Source organism: Microbacterium sp. K27 (assembly GCF_004794435.1).
Lineage (GTDB): Bacteria > Actinomycetota > Actinomycetes > Actinomycetales > Microbacteriaceae > Microbacterium > Microbacterium maritypicum_A.
Window position 1 is genome coordinate 17468 of record NZ_SSDK01000041.1, and the last position, 17434, is coordinate 34901.

Genomic DNA, 17434 nt, shown 5'->3' on the forward strand with positions numbered 1-17434 from the left:
TCTCGGGCGGGGAGGACGTCAGGGGCGAGCGTCCTTCGCGTGGTCCTGCGTGTCGGCGAGAGCCTTCTGCGACCGGAACTGCAGTCGCTGGGCCTTCTTCGCCTTCTTGACCGACTGGGGCGAGTCGGCGTCGACCAGGACGCCGCGGCGTTCACGGTTCATGTCGACGACGGCGCCGACCGCGAGTGCCATCGTGATTCCCCAGCTCACCCACGACAGGACGGCGCGCCAGGTGATCGGCTGCTCGCGCGTGCCGCGCAGCAGGGAGACCCCGGCAGAGATCGCAGCGACAAGTCCAGTGCTGAAGAGGTAGCGCATGCCCCCACGCTACCTTCCCGTACCCCAGGTCGCACCGAGCCTTGACAAGCCCTCCCTGATCCTGGCAGGGGAGTAGGTGGTGAAGGACAGGCGGAGGGTGCGTTCGTCGGGGATACCGGAGAAGAACGACGTGCCCGGTACGAAAGCGACGTCGTGGGCGAGCGCTGCGGGAAGCGCCGATGCGGCGTCCCGTCCCTCGGGGAGTCGCACCCAGACGAACATGCCACCGTCGGGTCGGTTCCAGCTGCTTCCGTCCGGGAGCGCGGAGGGAAGCATCTCCAGCATCGCGTCGCGACGAGCGGCATACGCTTCGCGGATGCGCGAGAGCGTGAGCTCGCCGCGACCCGAAGCGAGGTAGTGGGCGGCCGCTGCCTGGTCGATCGTGGAGGTGTGCAGGTCGGCCGCCTGTTTGGCGATGGTGATCGACGAGCGGATGTCGGCCGTGGTGCGGATCCAGCCGATGCGCAGGCCGGGTGCGATCACCTTGGAGAAGCTGCCGAGGCTGATGACATGTCCGGGGGAGAACGCGGCGAGCGAGGGGAGGGCATCCCCCGAGTACCGCAACTGGTGGTACGGCTCGTCCTCGACGATCCGGAAGCCTCGGCGCTGCGCGATCGCGGCGATCGTGCGTCGTGCTTCGACATCGTGCGTGCGTCCGGTCGGATTCTGAAACGTGGGCACGGTGTAGAAGAACTTCGGTCCATGGTGCGCGGCGAGGCGGTCCAGTGCGTCGAGGTCGAGGTAATCGCCGACGTAGGGGACACCGACGACGCGGGCACCGGCCAGCGCGAACGTCTGGAGCGCTGCGAGGTAGCAGGGCTCCTCAACCAGGATCGTGTCGCCGGGATCGACGAGCGTCGTCGAGATGAGCCCCAGCCCCTGCTGCGACCCCGTCGTGACGATGAGGTCGGATGCCGCGGTGGGCAGCCCGTCGGACGAATAGCGTCTGGCGACCGCGTCCCGCAGTCCCGGGTCTCCCTCGGACGTGGAGTACTGGAGCACCCCCGGGGAGTCGAGCACGGCATCGAACGCGGCGCGGATGCCCTCGACGTCGAAGAGCTCGGGCGCGGGGAGCCCGCCGGCGAACGAGATGACCTCGGGGCGCGCGGTGAGGGCCAGCAGGTCGCGGACCGGCGAGGTCTTGGCACTGCCGGCACGCTGTGAACGCGACGGGAGGGAGAGGATCGGCGCGGCGGCCTGCGGGGCAGTGGGCAACGGGGACTCCTCGGGCGCTTGTCGTTCGGCGGGTGTCGCCCAGACTAGACCCGTCCCGAGGCGCCGGCTTCCCTGCTGTTCCTCGGGCCGACCCGCTATCATGGCCTGGTCGCGGCTCGCCCGCGGCCGCACCCCGTGTATCTACCGGCCGTCGGCATTCCGACGGACAGCGGCGGCACCCGACATCGCGTCCTCGACGCGCGAGAGCCATGACACGCGCCACAGCAATCCCACCACTCACCGAGCCGAGCCTTCTGCGTCTCGCCGGTCTGCCCTACTTCCTGATCGCCTTCATCGCGCGGCTGCCGTTCGCCATGATGGTGGTCGGCGTCCTGACCGTGGTCGTGTCCGCCCGCGGTTCCCTGTCCCTGGGCGGGCTCACCTCCGCAGCCGTCGGCCTCGGCACGGCCTGCTTCGGGCCTCTTCTCGGCGCCGCCGCAGACCGCTTCGGTCAGCGCGTCGTCCTGATGGTGCTCGCCCTCGCCAACGGCGGCATGCTCCTGCTCTTCACGTTCGTGGTCTATGGCACCGCGGCAGACGGCTTCGTGCTGCTGGCCGCAGTGGGCATCGGAGCCACCGCCCCGCAGGTCGCACCGCTCTCGCGCTCGCGGCTGGTGACGATCATCAACGAACGGATGGCCGTGGCTCGCCGTGCCAAGACGGTGTCGGGCACGATGGCCTACGAGTCCGCGGCCGACGAGACCGTGTTCGTCTTCGGTCCCTTCCTGGTCGGTATCCTCGCGTCGGCCATCGCGCCGTGGGCGCCTCTGGTCGGCGCGGCCGTGCTCACGGTGGTCTTCGTCGGTGCCTTCGCTTTGCACCCCAGCGGTCGACACGTGTCGCAGGATCGCGACGCCGACGGCAGGGCGCCGTCCGCCGTCTCCGAGCTGTTGCGCCCGCAATTGCTGATCGTCGTCGTCGGCATCCTCGGAGTCGGGATCTTCTTCGGCACGATGCTCACCTCGCTGACGTCGTTCATGGCCGATCGCGGCGCGCCGGAGCAGGCCGGGCTCCTCTACGGGGTCATGGGCGTCGGTTCCGCCATCCTCGCGCTCGGCGTCGCCTGGCTTCCTGCCGCCTTCTCGATGCGGGCGCGATGGCTCGTCTTCTCCGGCATCCTGCTGGCGGGCACCCTTCTGCTCGGATTCGTCGACACACCGGGCACGATGATGCTGGCGCTCGCGATCATGGGAATCGGCATCGGACCCACCCTCGTCACGCAGTACAGCTTCGGCGCCGCCCGCAGTCCGCGCGGACGCTCGGCCACCGTCATGACCATGTTGGGATCCGGTGTGGTCGTCGGTCAGTCGATCGGAGCCGCGTTCGCCGGTGAGATCGCAGAGAACGTCGGCACTCCTGCGGCGCTTCTCTTGCCGATGATCGCGGCGTTCATCGCCTTCGCGGCGGGCCTGGCCAACTGGTTCCTGACTGGTGTGGGGCGCCGGGAGGCTCTCGTCAAGGCCTGAGCGACGATCCGCGGAAATCCGCGTTCCTCGATAGCCTGGAGGAAACCCCCGGGAGGAGCCCTCGTGGCCGCAGCAGATTTCGTCGTCGTCGCCAACCGCCTGCCCGTGGATCGCGTGGTGGGGCCCGATGGTGAGGAGACCTGGCGCACCTCTCCGGGCGGACTCGTCGCCGCCCTCGAACCCATGATGCGCAGTGTCCACGGAGCCTGGGTGGGCTGGCCCGGTCAGGCCGACGTCGAGCTGGAGCCTTTCGAGGCCGACGGCATCGATCTGATTCCGGTCGCGCTGAGTGCCCAGGAGGTGGCGGAGTACTACGAGGGCTTCGCGAACGACACGATCTGGCCGCTCTATCACGACGTGATCGCTCCTCCGCAGTACCACCGCGAGTGGTGGGATGCCTACGTCACCGTGAATCGACGGTTCGCCGAGGCGGCCGCTGATGCCGCGGCGCCGGAGGGCACGGTCTGGGTTCACGACTACCAGCTGCAGCTCGTGCCGCAGATGGTGCGCGAACTGCGCCCGGATGTCACGATCGGGTATTTCCATCACATCCCGTTCCCCGCACACGGGCTCTACGCGCAGCTGCCCTGGCGTGACCAGGTGCTGCGCGGGCTGCTCGGCGCCGACGTCATCGGCTTCCAGCGCGCGCAGGACGCCACCTACTTCCTGACCGCCGTACGCCGGCGGCTGCGCTACGAGGTCAAGGGCCCCCATGTCTCCGTCCCCGAGGGAGAGGGCACCCGAACCGCGATGGCGCGGGCATTCCCGATCTCGATCGACACCACCCCGTATCTCGAGCTCGCTGCCCGCGAGGATGTGCGCGCGAGGGCGGCGGAGATCCGCGCGAGCCTCGGAAACCCCAAGCGCATCCTGCTCGGTGTCGACCGGCTCGACTACACCAAGGGCATCCGTCACCGCATCAAGGCATACGGCGAGCTGCTCGCAGAGGGGCGACTCAAAGTCGAAGACGTGACGCTCGTGCAGGTCGCCAGTCCCAGCCGGGAGCGTGTGGATGCGTACGTGCACCTGCGCGACGAGATCGAGCTCGCGGTCAGCCGCATCAACGGCGATACCGACACGATGGGCCATTCCGCGATCCGATATCTTCACCAGGGGTATCCGCGCGAAGAGATGGTCGCGCTGTATCTCGCCGCGGATGTGATGCTGGTGACGGCCCTGCGGGACGGCATGAACCTCGTCGCCAAGGAGTATGTCGCGACCCGCGTCGACGACCGCGGGGTGCTGGTGCTCAGCGAGTTCACCGGCGCCGCGGACGAGCTGCGGCAGGCGGTCCGGGTGAACCCGCACGACATCGAGGGTCTCAAGGATGCGATCATGACGGCCGTGGAGATGCCTCCGGCGGAGCAGGGGCGGCGTATGCGGTCGCTTCGACGTCGGGTGCTGGACAACGACGTCGACGCGTGGTCGTCGTCGTTCCTGGCGGCGCTCTCCGAGGTCCGTGGTCGCTGACGTTCCTCCACGACCGAGATACTGAGCGTGCGGCTCACGCCGGAGCCGCCGAGAACCACCCCTGTGATTGGAGAATCCGTGACGCGTCCCTGGACCCCCGGAACCGCTGACGACGACCTGCAGGCTCTGGCTGCCACACCGCGGTTGGTGGTCGCCCTCGACTTCGACGGCACGGCTTCTCCTCTGGTCGCAGACCCGATGGCGGCACGGGCGCTTCCCGAGGTGGCGGTTCAGGTCGAACGCCTCGCCGCTCTGCCGGACACGCTCGTCGCCTACGTCTCCGGTCGCAGCATGCACGACCTTCGCGTGATCACCGAGCACACGGACGACTCCGCGATCGCGCTGGCCGGCTCACACGGCGCCCAGTACTGGTTCCCCGGCGAGGGCGACGTGGACGCACCAGGCGAGGAGACGGAAGAAGGGGCTCGGGAAGAGCTCTGGGCTGCGGCGAAGCCGATCATCGAACGGTACGAGGGTGCGGAGTTCGAGCCCAAGACCTTCGGCATGGGCGTGCACACCCGCCGTGCGGACCGGGAGACCGAGCAACGCGTCTTCGCCGAGATCGACGCGCTCGTCGCCGAGCGATTCCCGCACTGGCGGCGGCGCTCCGGGCACCGGGTTCTCGAATTCTCCTCGCGCACCGAGGGCAAGGACGCCGCGATGGCCGCGCTCCGCGATCGCTTCGATGCCACGGGGATCCTGTTCGCCGGCGACGATGTGACCGACGAGGACGCGATGCGTGTGCTCGGAGAAGGCGACCTCGGCGTGCGCGTGGGCCCGGGGGAGAGCGTCGCGACCTTGCGTGTGGACACTCCACAACAGATCGCCGAGCTTCTGGAGGCGTTGGCGGACGAACGCGCCTCTCGTCGGCAATAGACTTCCGTCATGTCCTCGCATGATCCCTCTCACAGCGCGCCCATCGACATCAAGCCCCGCAGCCGCGTCGTCACCGACGGCATCGAGGCCACGACCTCCCGAGGCATGCTCCGTGCCGTCGGCATGGGAGACGCCGACTGGGACAAGCCGCAGATCGGCATCGCGTCGAGCTGGAACGAGATCACTCCCTGCAACCTGAGTCTCGACCGTCTCGCTCAGGGGGCCAAGGAAGGCGTGCACTCCGGCGGCGGCTACCCGCTGCAGTTCGGCACGATCTCCGTCTCGGACGGCATCTCGATGGGCCACGAGGGGATGCACTTCTCGCTCGTGTCGCGCGAGGTCATCGCCGACTCCGTCGAGACCGTCATGATGGCCGAGCGCCTCGACGGTTCCGTGCTCCTCGCCGGCTGCGACAAGTCGATCCCCGGAATGCTCATGGCCAGCGCGCGCCTCGACCTGTCGAGCGTGTTCCTGTACGCCGGGTCCATCGCTCCCGGCTGGGTCAAGCTCTCTGACGGCACCGAGAAGGACGTCACGATCATCGACTCGTTCGAGGCGGTCGGTGCCTGCCGTGCCGGTCTCATGAGCGAGGAGGACCTCAAGCGCATCGAGTGCGCCATCGCTCCCGGCGAGGGTGCCTGCGGTGGCATGTACACCGCCAACACCATGGCGTCGGTCGCGGAGGCCCTCGGCCTCAGCCTTCCGGGCTCGGCGGCTCCGCCCGCAGCGGATCGTCGTCGCGACTACTACGCCCACCGCTCGGGCGAGGCCGTGGTGAACCTGCTCCGTCAGGGCATCACGACGCGCGACATCCTCACCAAGGAGGCGTTCGAGAACGCGATCGCCCTCGCGATGGCCCTCGGTGGTTCCACGAACGTCGTCCTGCACCTGCTCGCGATCGCCCGTGAGGCCGACGTCGAGCTGAGCCTGCACGACTTCAACCGCATCGGCGACAAGGTCCCGCACGTCGCCGACATGAAGCCCTTCGGCAAGTACGTGATGAACGACGTCGATCGTCACGGCGGCATCCCCGTGATCATGAAGGCGATGCTCGACGAGGGCCTGTTGCACGGCGACGCGCTCACCGTCACGGGCAAGACGCTCGCCGAGAACCTCGCCGACCTCGACCCGCAGCCGATCGACGGCGAGGTCATCCACACCTTCGACAACCCGATCCACGCGACCGGCGGCCTCACGATCCTGCACGGCTCCCTCGCCCCCGAGGGCGCTGTCGTCAAGACCGCTGGCTTCGACGCCGCCGTGTTCGAGGGCCCCGCACGCGTGTTCGAGCGCGAGCGCGCCGCCATGGACGCGGTCGCCGAGGGGGAGATCGAGCCCGGCACCGTCATCGTGATCCGCTACGAGGGCCCCAAGGGCGGACCGGGCATGCGCGAGATGCTCGCCATCACTGCGGCCATCAAGGGCGCGGGGCTCGGAAAAGATGTACTACTCTTGACTGACGGACGATTCTCAGGCGGCACAACCGGCCTGTGCATCGGCCACATAGCACCCGAAGCGGTGGACGCAGGTCCTATCGCCTTCGTGCGCGATGGTGATCTGATACGGGTCGATATCGCAGCTCGCTCTCTCGATCTACTCGTCGACGAGGCAGAGCTCGCCTCCCGCCGTTCTGGCTGGGAGCCGCTTCCCCCGCGCTATACCCGAGGCGTTCTTGCCAAGTACTCGCGCCTCGTGCGGTCCGCCGCCGAGGGAGCGACCACCGGCTGACCCGGACGCTCCGACGTCCGGCGTCCTCCACAGATCATCAGAAGGAAACTCATGACTGCTGATACCGCCCCGGCCGTGCCGAGGCCGCCCGCCCGTCAATCCTCTGCGCCGGAGATCACCGGCGCGGAGGCCGTGGTCCGCTCGCTCGAGCTGCTCGGTGTCACCGACGTGTTCGGTCTTCCCGGAGGTGCGATCCTCCCGGTCTACGACCCGCTCATGGATGCCTCCGAGCTGCGCCACATCCTGGTGCGGCACGAGCAGGGCGCCGGTCACGCCGCCGAGGGCTACGCATCGGCCTCCGGCAAGGTCGGCGTGTGCATCGCGACCTCCGGGCCCGGTGCGACCAACCTCGTGACCGCGATCGCCGATGCCTACATGGACTCGGTTCCGATGCTCGCCATCACCGGCCAGGTGTTCTCGACGCTGATGGGAACGGACGCGTTCCAGGAAGCCGACATCGTGGGCATCACGATGCCGATCACCAAGCACTCGTTCCTGGTGAAGGATGCCGCGGACATCCCCGGCGCGATCGTCGCGGCCTACGAGATCGCGGGCACCGGACGCCCCGGCCCCGTGTTGGTCGACATCACGAAGGATGCGCAGCAGGCGACCGCCCCGTTCGTGTGGCCGCCCAAGATCGACCTCCCCGGCTATCGTCCCGTCACGAAGGCGCACGGCAAGCAGATCCAGGCCGCGGCGACGCTGCTCGCCGAGGCCAAGAAGCCGGTGCTGTACGTCGGCGGTGGTGTGATCCGCGGCAAGGCGTCGGCGGAGCTCCTCGAGCTCGCGGAGTCCACCGGCGCGCCGGTCGTCACCACGCTGATGGCGCGCGGCGCGTTCCCCGACTCGCACCCTCAGCACCTCGGCATGCCCGGCATGCACGGCACGGTTCCCGCCGTGCTGGCGCTCCAGGAGGCCGACCTCCTGGTGTCGCTCGGTGCCCGGTTCGACGACCGCGTCACGGGTAAGGCGGCTCTGTTCGCGCCGAACGCGAAGGTCGTCCATGTCGACATCGACCCGGCCGAGATCTCCAAGATCCGCACGGCCGATGTGCCGATCGTCGGCGACGTGCGCGATGTGCTCACCGATCTCGATGCGGCCTTCCGCGGGGCGACCTCCGGCGCGAAGCCCGACATCGAGGAATGGTGGTCGTACCTCGACGGACTGCGCACCGAGTTCCCCCTCGGATACGCGCCGACGACGGACGGCCTCCTGGCTCCGCAGTATGTGATCCAGCGGATCGGCGAGCTCACCGGTCCGGAGGGCATCTTCGCCTCCGGCGTCGGTCAGCACCAGATGTGGGCGGCACAGTTCATCAAGTACGAGCGTCCGAACGCCTGGTTGAACTCCGGCGGTGCCGGCACGATGGGTTACTCGGTGCCGGCCGCGATGGGGGCCAAGGTGGCGCAGCCCGAGCGTCCGGTCTGGGCGATCGACGGCGACGGCTGCTTCCAGATGACGAATCAGGAGCTCGCGACCTGCACGATCAACAACATCCCGATCAAGGTCGCGATCATCAACAACTCGTCGCTCGGCATGGTCCGGCAGTGGCAGACGCTGTTCTATGACGGCCGTCACTCCAACACCGATCTGAACACGGGTCACGGCACGATCCGCATCCCCGACTTCGTGAAGCTCGCCGAGGCCTACGGCTGCCTCGCGATCCGCGTGGAGAAGGAAGAGGAGGTGGACGCCGCCATCCAGCTCGCGCTCGAGACGAACGACCGCCCCGTGGTGATCGACTTCGTCGTGAGTGCCGACTCCATGGTGTGGCCGATGGTCCCGCAGGGAGTCAGCAACAGCTATGTCCAGTACGCCCGCGAGCACGCGCCCGCATTCGACGAGGAGGACTGATCCATGTCGACCCACGTGCTGAGCCTGCTGGTGGAGAACACCCCCGGCCTGCTGACCCGTGTCGCGGGGCTCTTCGCCCGCCGCGGCTTCAACATCGACTCCCTCGCCGTCGGCGTGACGGAGGTGCCGGGTATCTCCCGCATCACCGTCGTCGTCGACGTCGACGAGCTTCCGCTCGAGCAGGTCACCAAGCAGCTCAACAAGCTGATCAATGTGATCAAGATCGTCGAGCTCGACTTCGCCACCTCCGTGCAGCGCGAGCACATGCTCGTGAAGGTGCGCACCGACAACGCCACGCGCTCGAACGTGATCGAGGTGGTGAACCTCTTCCGCGCCTCCGTGGTCGACTACGCCTCCGACGCACTCGTGATCGAGGTGACCGGTGACAAGGGCAAGGTCGATGCGATGCTGCGCGCGCTCGAGCCCTTCGGCATCAAGGAGATCGCGCAGTCCGGCCTTCTCGCGATCGGCCGCGGCGGCAAGAGCATCACCGAACGCGTCCTGCGCGGCTGACCAACCCGAGTACCGAGTTTTCGCCGCTCATCGAGTGCGCGAAGCAAGACGAAACGCAAAGAACAAGGAGAAACACATAGTGAGCACCGAGATCTTCTACGACGCCGATGCAGACCTGTCCCTGATCCAGGGCAAGAAGGTCGCGATCGTCGGCTACGGATCGCAGGGTCACGCCCATGCGCAGAACCTGCGCGACTCGGGTGTCGAGGTCGCGATCGCCCTCAAGGAGGGCTCCAAGTCGGCAGCCAAGGCCGAGGAGGCCGGCTTCCCGGTGAAGACCGTCGCCGACGCCACCGAGTGGGCCGACGTCATCATGATCCTCGCGCCGGACCAGCACCAGCGCACGATCTACAGCGAGTCGATCGCGCCGAACCTGACGGCCGGCAAGACGCTCGCCTTCGCGCACGGCTTCAACATCCGCTTCGGTTACATCGACGCTCCCGAGGGTGTCGACGTGATCCTGGTCGCCCCGAAGGCTCCCGGTCACACGGTCCGTCGCGAGTTCGTCGCCGGCCGTGGCATCCCCGACATCATCGCCGTCGAGCGCGACGCATCGGGCACGGCATGGGACCTCGCGCTCTCGTACGCCAAGGCCATCGGCGGCACCCGCGCCGGCGTCATCAAGACGACCTTCACCGAGGAGACCGAGACCGACCTGTTCGGTGAGCAGGCCGTGCTCTGCGGTGGCGTGAGCCACCTGGTGCAGGCCGGCTTCGAGACGCTGACCGAGGCGGGCTACCAGCCGCAGATCGCGTACTTCGAGGTTCTGCACGAGCTCAAGCTGATCGTCGACCTGATGTGGGAGGGCGGCATCGCCAAGCAGCGCTGGTCGATCTCCGACACCGCCGAGTTCGGCGACTACGTCTCCGGCCCGCGCGTCATCGACGAGCGCGTCAAGGAGAGCATGAAGGGCGTGCTGGCCGACATCCAGTCCGGCGCCTTCGCGAAGCGCTTCATCGACGACCAGGACAACGGGGCCGAGGAGTTCCTGGCACTGCGTGCGAAGGAGGAGCAGCACCCGATCGAGGTCACCGGCAAGGAACTGCGTTCGCTCTTCGCGTGGAAGCAGCAGGATGAGGACTACGTCGACGGCAGCGCCGCGCGCTGATTCGATTCTCGAAAGAACGGGCGTCCCTTCGGGGGCGCCCGTTCTTCGTGACCGAGGTCATTCTGCCTCTAAACATCCGATGTCTATGCCAGGATGGAGGACATGCGACAGGAATGGTTTGACCGGGCCCGGTTCGGCATGTTCGTCCACTTTGGCCTCTACAGCGGCGCTGCCCGGCACGAGTGGGTCCAGAACTACGAACGCCTCACCGATGAGGACTACCGGCAGTATTTCGAGCACTTCGACCCCGATCTCTTCGATGCGAACGCCCTGGCGCGCACGGCGAAGGAGACCGGCATGGGATACGTGGTGCTCACCACGAAGCACCACGACGGATTCTGTCTCTGGGACTCGAAGCTGACGGACTTCACGTCGGTGACGAACACCGGGCGCGACCTCGTGCGCGAGTATGTGGAGGCGCTGCGGGCCGAGGGCCTCAAGGTCGGCCTCTACCACTCGGTGATCGATTGGCATCACCCCGACTTCACCGTGGACTGGAATCACCCGCGCCGTGACGACGAGGGCGCGCACGCGCTGAACGTCGGGCGCGACATGGCCGCGTACCGCGACTACCTCCACGGGCAGGTGCGCGAGCTCCTCACGGAGTACGGCGACATCGACTACCTCTTCTTCGACTTCACCTACCCAGAGGAGAAGGACGGATGGGTGGGCAAGGGGCCGGGCGACTGGGACGCGACAGCCCTGCTCGCCCTGTGCCGGGAACTGCAGCCGAACATGCTCGTGAATGATCGTCTGGGCATTCCGGCCGACTTCGTCACCCCCGAGCAGTACCAGCCGACCTCGCCGATCGTGCGTGACGGTGTACCGCTGATCTGGGAGGCGTGCCAGACGCTGAACGGCTCCTGGGGCTACCACCGTGACAACACCGATCAGAAGTCGCCCACCATGCTCGTGCAGATGCTGGTGGACTCTGTGTCGATGGGCGGCAACATGCTGTTGAACATCGGCCCGGACGGACGTGGGGCGATCGCGCCCCGCGATGCGCAGACGCTGGGAGAGATCGGCGAGTGGATGCGCCTGCATCGGGGCGCCGTGATCGGCGCCGGGCACGCGTCGTTCACCCCGCCGCGCGAGGGGGTGTACACGCGTAGGGGGAACCGCCTGTACCTGAACCTGTTCAGTTGGCCGATGGGCTTCGTGCACCTGCCGGAGCTCGCCGGGAAGGTGTCGTACGCGCGGCTGCTGAACGACGGATCGTGGCTCCGGACCAGCGTGTCCGATCCGGATCGCGAGGCGGATCTGATGACGCCTGCGGGGGAGGCCGAGGGGACGCTGACGGTGCACCTCCCGGTGCGACGCCCCGACGTGCTCGTGCCCGTGATCGAACTGACTCTGATCGCCGACTGAGTCCCTCGTGGCGGCGGCTCAGGCCGTCGCCACGGGGATGTCCATGCCCTCGAGCGCGAGGCGCGCGGCTCCATGCAGGATGGCATCAGCGCCCGTGGTCGCGGACTCGATGCGCAGGCGCTGCGTGGCGAGCGGGTGGCACGCCTCGTAGACCCGGCTGCGGACGGCGGCGATGAACGGTTCTGATGCGCTCATGCTGCCGGTGAGGAACACGGCGTGCGGGTTGAAGAAGTTCACGACGCCGGAGAGCGCCTGTCCGAGATGGGTGCCTGCGGTCCGCACCAGTGTCGTGGCCAGGGGATCCGCATCGCGCGCCAGGCTGAGCACATCGGTCGTCGTGTGCACGGAGTCGTTGCCGCGGTCTCGCATCTGCCGCACGAGGCTCGCCCCGCTCGCCACGGTCTCGAGGCAGCCGGTGTTGCCGCAGGAGCAGGGGATGTCGCCGCTGCCGTCGATGCGGGTGTGCGTGATGTCGCCGGCGGCGGAGGTCGCACCGCGGTGCACGCGGCCGTCGACGATGATGCCGCTGCCGATCGCGGTTCCCGCCTTCACCGTGATGCTGTGGCCGGTGTGGCCGAAGCGCTCACGGTGCTCTCCCAGGGCGGCGAGATTGGCGTCGTTGTCGACCGCCACCGGAACGTCGTAGCGCGTGGAGAGGTGCTCGCCGACGCGGAACCCCGGCCATCCGGGCATCCGCGATGGCTGATCGACCGAGCCTGTCGCGATGTCGACGGGGCCCGGAAGGCTGATGCCGATCGCGTGGACGCGGCCGGCGGACGCCAGGCGGTCGAACACGACACCGAGGCGGTCGAGCGTCGCCTCGGGGCCCTCGGTCACATCGACGGCGATCGACTCGCTGTCCAAGAGGGCGCCACTGAGGGAGTGCCTGCCGATGCGCGCGTGGCCGCCGCCGAGGTCTGCCGAGAGCACGAAGCCGTCCGCGGCGATCTGGAGGACCCGGGGACGTCGTCCGCCGCGCGAGGTGCCGTCGCCCGCTTCGCGGAGGACTCCGGCGTCGAGCAGGGACTGCACGCGGAGTCCGACCGTCGATGCGGCGACGCCGAGCGATGTGGCGAGCTCCGATCGTGAGCGGGCCTCGCCGCGCGCGACGAGGTCGAGGATCCGCCGCGTGTGCGGGTCGTCGACGGTGGTGTCAGCGGTGTTCGTCATGGGAGCACTTTCCTGTCGGAGCATCGTCAGCGTAGCGGGGGATGGTCGTGTTTCCCGGGAGTTACGAATTATCAAGGTCCGATAAACATCGGATGTTCAGCTTGCGGCCCCTTGCGAAGTATGAAACGGTAACTTCATACGAAATCCTACTAGGTTAATTCGAGCCTCGAAATAACCAGTTCCCTTCCAGGAGGCATTCAATGAAGAAGTTGCGTGTAGGGGCTGTTGTCGCCGTCGCCGGCGTCGCAGTCGCGATGACCGGCTGCGCGAGCGGCAACGGCACCGGCGGTTCCGCCGACGGCGACACGATCGTCGTCGACATGTGGGCGGGGAGCGAGTCCGACGTCGATGCCCTCGAGGCCCAGGTCGCATTCGCGCAGGAGCAGAACCCCGACATCAAGATCAAGCTGCAGACGTCGCCGTGGAGCGACTTCTTCACGAAGCTGACCACCAACATGGCCAGCGGCAACATGGCGTGCGTGACCGGTATGAGCGGAGCGCAGCTGGGCGGCTACACCGGCGGATTCCGCGAGCTGAGCGACGCCGACCTCAAGACGGCGGGCATCGACTGGTCCGAGTTCAACCCGAGCGCCGACGGCATCCTCAGCTTCGAGGGCAAGACCTACGGTGTGCCCTTCGACGTCGCGACCATGCTCGTCTACTACAACCAGGACATGCTGACCGCAGCGGGCGCCCCCACCCCGGAGATCGGGTGGACGTTCGACGACTTCGACACCATCGCCGCGGCTGCCACCAAGGACGGCAAGTACGGCTTCGGCATGGGCATGGGCGGCTACCAGTGGATGTCGATGCCGATCGCGTACTCCGCGACGCAGCCGGCTTCCGAGGACGGCACCCTGCACATCGACGAGAAGGCGTTCGTCGACGCCTCGACCTGGTATGCCGAGCTCGTCACCGAGAAGAAGGTCGCGGCTCCCGTGGCGTCGGCGTCGGACACCGGCTGGGGTGAGAACCAGTACACGGGCGCGAACGCCGCGATGGCGGTCGACGGCACGTGGAACGCCGTGAGCTACCTCGACAACGAGTCCGGCTTCGCCGCCGGCATGGTGCCGCTGCCCGCAGGTGCGGACGGCAACCCCGGCCCGATCCTCGGCTCCGGCTACGGCATCTCGGCGAACTGCAAGAACCCGGAGGCCGCGCTCAAGGTCATGGGCTCGCTGCTGGGTGAGGATGCGCAGGACTACATCGCCTCCTCCGGTCGCTCGTACCCCGCGCGCACCTCTTCGCAGCCGCTGTACTTCGAGTCGATCGATGAGAAGTACCGCGACCAGGTGCAGTCGGTGTTCGAGGCCGCGTTCGGCGACACCGTTCCGCTGTACATGACGAAGAACTGGCAGAAGCTCGACAGCTACATCCAGCCCAACCTGGTCAGCGTCTACAACGGTCAGATGACGATGGAAGAGCTGCTCTCCAACGCGCAGGCGCAGTTCGGCGAGTGACCCGGCTCCGGCCACCGCAGTAACGCAGCAACAGAGAAAGAACTGAGATGACGATCACGACGAGACGTCGACGATCGCTCGCCAAGGTGGAGGCCGGTCAGGCGCTGGGGTTCGCAAGCCCCGCCCTGATCGGGCTCGCCCTGTTCACGATCGTGCCCGTCGGGCTCTCGATCGTGATGAGCGTCTTCGACTGGCCGACCTTCGGCGAGCGGACCTTCAACGGCGTGGACAACTACGTCAAGCTGTTCACCAGCAGCCCCGACTTCTGGCCGGCGCTGCGCAACTCGGCGGTGTACACCCTGCTCTACGTGCCGCTGAGCGTCGCTCTCTCGCTCGTGCTCGCTCTCGGCCTCGGATCGCGAATCCGCGGACGAGGAGCCCTGCGCGTGCTCTTCTTCATCCCCGTGGTGACTCCGATGGTCGCCAACGTGCTGGTGTGGAAGATGATGCTGCAGCCGCAGGGGCTGTTCAACGGTCTCTCGCAGACCTGGTTCGGCATCGAGCTGCCGAACTTCCTCGCCGACCCGTCATGGGCCATGATCATGGTCGTCGTGATGAGCGTCTGGCAGGGGCTCGGCTACAACATGCTGATCTTCTCGGCCGCTCTCGAGCAGCTCCCCGAGAGCGTGCTGGAGGCGGCGAGCATCGACGGCGCCCGAGGGTTCCGCCGGGTATGGAGCATCATCATCCCGATGATCTCGCCGTCGATCTTCTTCGCGACGATCATGACGATGATCACCTCCCTGCAGGTGTTCGTCCAGCCGCAGATGCTCACCGGCGGCGGTCCCGGCAACGCCACCAAGCCGCTCGTCATGTACATCTGGGAGCAGGGGTTCACCTTCGGCGACCTCGGCCTCGCCGCCGCAGCCGCGTGGATCCTCTTCGCGATCATCATCGCGATCACCGGGCTCCAGTTCGCCGCGCAGAAGAAGTGGGTGCACTATGAGCACTGAGACCCTCGTCCGCCCCACGGGCCGTGCCGGCCGCTCCGATCGGGAGCGTGCGCGCGGCGCGGCGACCACACCGGGTGCCCGCGCGCGACTGATCCTCGCCCATGTCGCGATCTACATCGCGGCGCTGATCTTCATCTCCCCGCTGATCTACGCGTTCTTCTCGGCGCTCAAGCCGAACGCCGAGATGTTCTCGATGCCGCCGACCCTGGTGGGTTCCGAGCTGCGGTGGAGCAACTTCGTCGACGTGTTCGCCTACGGGCCGTTCCTGACCTACATCATGAACTCCTTCATCGTCGCGATCGGCGGCACCCTCGTCGTTCTGGTCGTCTCGACCACGGCAGGGTACGCCTTCGGGCGTCTGCGCTGGAAGGGCCGCGACGCGGTGTTCGTGCTGTTCCTCGCGACGCTCATGGTGCCGGCCGAAGTCCTCGTCATCCCGATGTTCCAGGTGATGCAGTGGTTCAACTGGGTCGACACCTACCAGGCGCTGATCCTGCCCTTCGCCTTCGGGGCCTTCGGCACGTTCCTGATGCGGCAGTTCTTCCGCGGCATCCCGTACGAGCTGGAGGAGGCGGCACGCGTCGACGGCGCCGGCCCCGTGCGCTCGTTCCTGCAGATCATCCTTCCCCTGTCGAAGTCGGCCGTGGCGGTGCTCGCGGTGTTCACGTTCCTCTCGTTCTGGAACAGCTACCTGTGGCCGCTGATCGTGACGGTCGACTACAACGCGCACGGAACGCTCCCCGTCGGACTCGCGAGCTTCGCAGGACTCACCGGCACGCGGTGGGACCTGCAGATGGCCGCGGCCATCATCTCGATGGTGCCGACGACGATTCTCGTGATCGTGTTGCAGAAGCACCTCGTCAAGGGCATCGCGATGGCAGGACTGGGCGGGCGCTGAGCATGATCGGTCAGGAACAGCGCACCACCATGCCCGTCGACGGCATCGTCCTCCCCGACGGCACCGGTCTGGTCGGGATCGACATCGGCGGCACCAAGATCGCGGCCCTCCTCGTCAGTGCCGAAGGAACAGTCCTCGCCAGGGGAAGCGTCCCGGCACCCGCTGCCCTCGGCGGAGGCGCGATGGCCGATGCGGCGGCAGAACTCACCCGCGCGCTGGTCGCCGAGGCCGACGTGACACTCGTCGCGGCAGGGGTCGGCGCAGCGGGGGTCATCGACCATGAGACCGGGACGATCCGCGCGGCATCGGCCACCTTCGTCGGGTGGGCGGGGTTCCCCCTGGCGGACGAACTCGAAGCACGTCTCGGCGTCCCCGTACGTGTCGAGAACGACGTCAACGCCTTCCTGCTCGGCGAGGCCGCCGCCGACGGGCGCACGGACCGCGATGTGCTCGGCGTGATGCTCGGCACGGGCGTCGGCGGTGCGCTCATGATCGACGGTGAACTCCATCACGGTCCGCACGGTGCGGCGGGGGAGATCGGACACACCCCCGGCTACAGCGAGCTCGTGTGCACCTGTGGCCAGACCGGCCATCTGGAGACATTGGCGTCGGGCACCTCGATCGCACTGCGCTTTCAGGAGCGCACGGCGGGACCGATCCTCGACGCCAGAGACGTCGCCGACCGTGCCCGACAGGGCGACGTGGACGCGATCGCGGTGTTCGACGCCGCCGGACACGCGCTCGCGCTCGCGTGTGCCAGTGCGGCGACGATCATCGATCTGCCCTGTGCGATCGTGGGCGGCGGCGTCGCCACCGCCTGGGACCTCCTCGAGCCGGCGATCGCGCGCACGCTGCGCACGGACTCCCCGGTATCGGGCATCCCGCTGCGCATCATCCCCGCCGTCCTCGGTTCCGATGCCGTCGCTCTCGGCGCCATCGAGACCGCCCGCCGTGCCCTCGTGCCGGCACGAGCACACTGATCCCGGTTCGCACCGAACACCCGATGGCCCCCGAACACCCGATGAGTCCACCCGACG

At 67.7% G+C, this 17434-nt stretch carries 15 protein-coding genes; 12 read left to right on the forward strand and 3 right to left on the reverse strand.

Annotated features, from left to right (window positions below; genetic code table 11):
* Nucleotides 1-18: 18 nt before the first annotated feature.
* Nucleotides 19-318, reverse strand: a complete 300-nt coding sequence (locus DW307_RS11450; RefSeq protein ID WP_021200371.1) for a hypothetical protein — start codon at nt 316-318, stop codon at nt 19-21.
* A gap of 9 nt (nt 319-327) precedes the next feature.
* Nucleotides 328-1533 (reverse strand): aminotransferase-like domain-containing protein, encoded by a 1206-nt coding sequence (locus tag DW307_RS11455; protein WP_240750634.1) that lies wholly within the window; start codon nt 1531-1533, stop codon nt 328-330.
* Between the two features lie 209 nt (nt 1534-1742).
* Between DW307_RS11455 and DW307_RS11460 the strand changes: the two genes are divergently transcribed.
* The 8 genes from DW307_RS11460 (at nt 1743) to DW307_RS11495 (ending at nt 11916) form a co-directional block, all read left to right on the forward strand.
* Nucleotides 1743-2999 carry an MFS transporter gene (locus DW307_RS11460; protein WP_136024810.1) on the forward strand — a complete coding sequence of 419 codons (1257 nt, stop codon included), beginning with the start codon at nt 1743-1745 and terminating at the stop codon, nt 2997-2999.
* Nucleotides 3000-3062: 63 nt separating this feature from the next.
* Nucleotides 3063-4469, forward strand: coding sequence for an alpha,alpha-trehalose-phosphate synthase (UDP-forming) (locus DW307_RS11465; protein WP_021200374.1), 1407 nt, complete (start codon nt 3063-3065; stop codon nt 4467-4469).
* 78 nt (nt 4470-4547) lie between these two features.
* Entirely contained in the window at nt 4548-5345 is a 798-nt protein-coding gene (gene otsB / locus DW307_RS11470) for a trehalose-phosphatase (protein WP_021200375.1), read from the forward strand.
* 9 nt (nt 5346-5354) lie between these two features.
* Nucleotides 5355-7073 carry a dihydroxy-acid dehydratase gene (gene ilvD, locus DW307_RS11475; RefSeq protein ID WP_021200376.1) on the forward strand — a complete coding sequence of 573 codons (1719 nt, stop codon included), beginning with the start codon at nt 5355-5357 and terminating at the stop codon, nt 7071-7073.
* A gap of 51 nt (nt 7074-7124) precedes the next feature.
* A complete protein-coding gene (locus DW307_RS11480) occupies nt 7125-8927 on the forward strand; it encodes an acetolactate synthase large subunit (RefSeq protein WP_029259041.1) in 1803 nt (600 codons plus the stop codon).
* Between the two features lie 3 nt (nt 8928-8930).
* Nucleotides 8931-9440, forward strand: a complete 510-nt coding sequence (gene ilvN / locus DW307_RS11485; protein WP_017830816.1) for an acetolactate synthase small subunit — start codon at nt 8931-8933, stop codon at nt 9438-9440.
* Entirely contained in the window at nt 9328-10548 is a 1221-nt protein-coding gene (gene ilvC, locus DW307_RS11490; protein WP_269320229.1) for a ketol-acid reductoisomerase, read from the forward strand. Before ilvN ends, ilvC begins: the two co-directional genes overlap by 113 nt.
* A 93-nt stretch (nt 10549-10641) precedes the next feature.
* Nucleotides 10642-11916 (forward strand): alpha-L-fucosidase, encoded by a 1275-nt coding sequence (locus tag DW307_RS11495; RefSeq protein WP_446723836.1) that lies wholly within the window; start codon nt 10642-10644, stop codon nt 11914-11916.
* 18 nt (nt 11917-11934) lie between these two features.
* Here the strand turns inward: DW307_RS11495 and DW307_RS11500 are convergent, their stop codons facing one another.
* The gene (locus DW307_RS11500; protein ID WP_021200380.1) at nt 11935-13086 is read right to left on the reverse strand and encodes an ROK family transcriptional regulator; all 1152 of its coding nucleotides are present in this window, start codon (nt 13084-13086) and stop codon (nt 11935-11937) included.
* 200 nt (nt 13087-13286) lie between these two features.
* Between DW307_RS11500 and DW307_RS11505 the strand changes: the two genes are divergently transcribed.
* The 4 genes from DW307_RS11505 to DW307_RS11520 are packed head-to-tail and all read left to right on the forward strand — an operon-like array spanning nt 13287 to nt 17377.
* The gene (locus DW307_RS11505) at nt 13287-14546 is read left to right on the forward strand and encodes an ABC transporter substrate-binding protein (protein ID WP_029265506.1); all 1260 of its coding nucleotides are present in this window, start codon (nt 13287-13289) and stop codon (nt 14544-14546) included.
* A 47-nt stretch (nt 14547-14593) separates the two neighbouring features.
* Nucleotides 14594-15499, forward strand: a complete 906-nt coding sequence (locus tag DW307_RS11510; RefSeq protein ID WP_017830811.1) for a carbohydrate ABC transporter permease — start codon at nt 14594-14596, stop codon at nt 15497-15499.
* Nucleotides 15489-16397, forward strand: coding sequence for a carbohydrate ABC transporter permease (locus DW307_RS11515; RefSeq protein ID WP_029259044.1), 909 nt, complete (start codon nt 15489-15491; stop codon nt 16395-16397). The genes DW307_RS11510 and DW307_RS11515 overlap by 11 nt, the downstream gene beginning before the upstream one ends.
* A gap of 2 nt (nt 16398-16399) precedes the next feature.
* Complete coding sequence (locus DW307_RS11520) at nt 16400-17377, forward strand: ROK family protein (protein ID WP_081859684.1); 978 nt, start codon at nt 16400-16402, stop codon at nt 17375-17377.
* Nucleotides 17378-17434 lie beyond the last annotated feature (57 nt).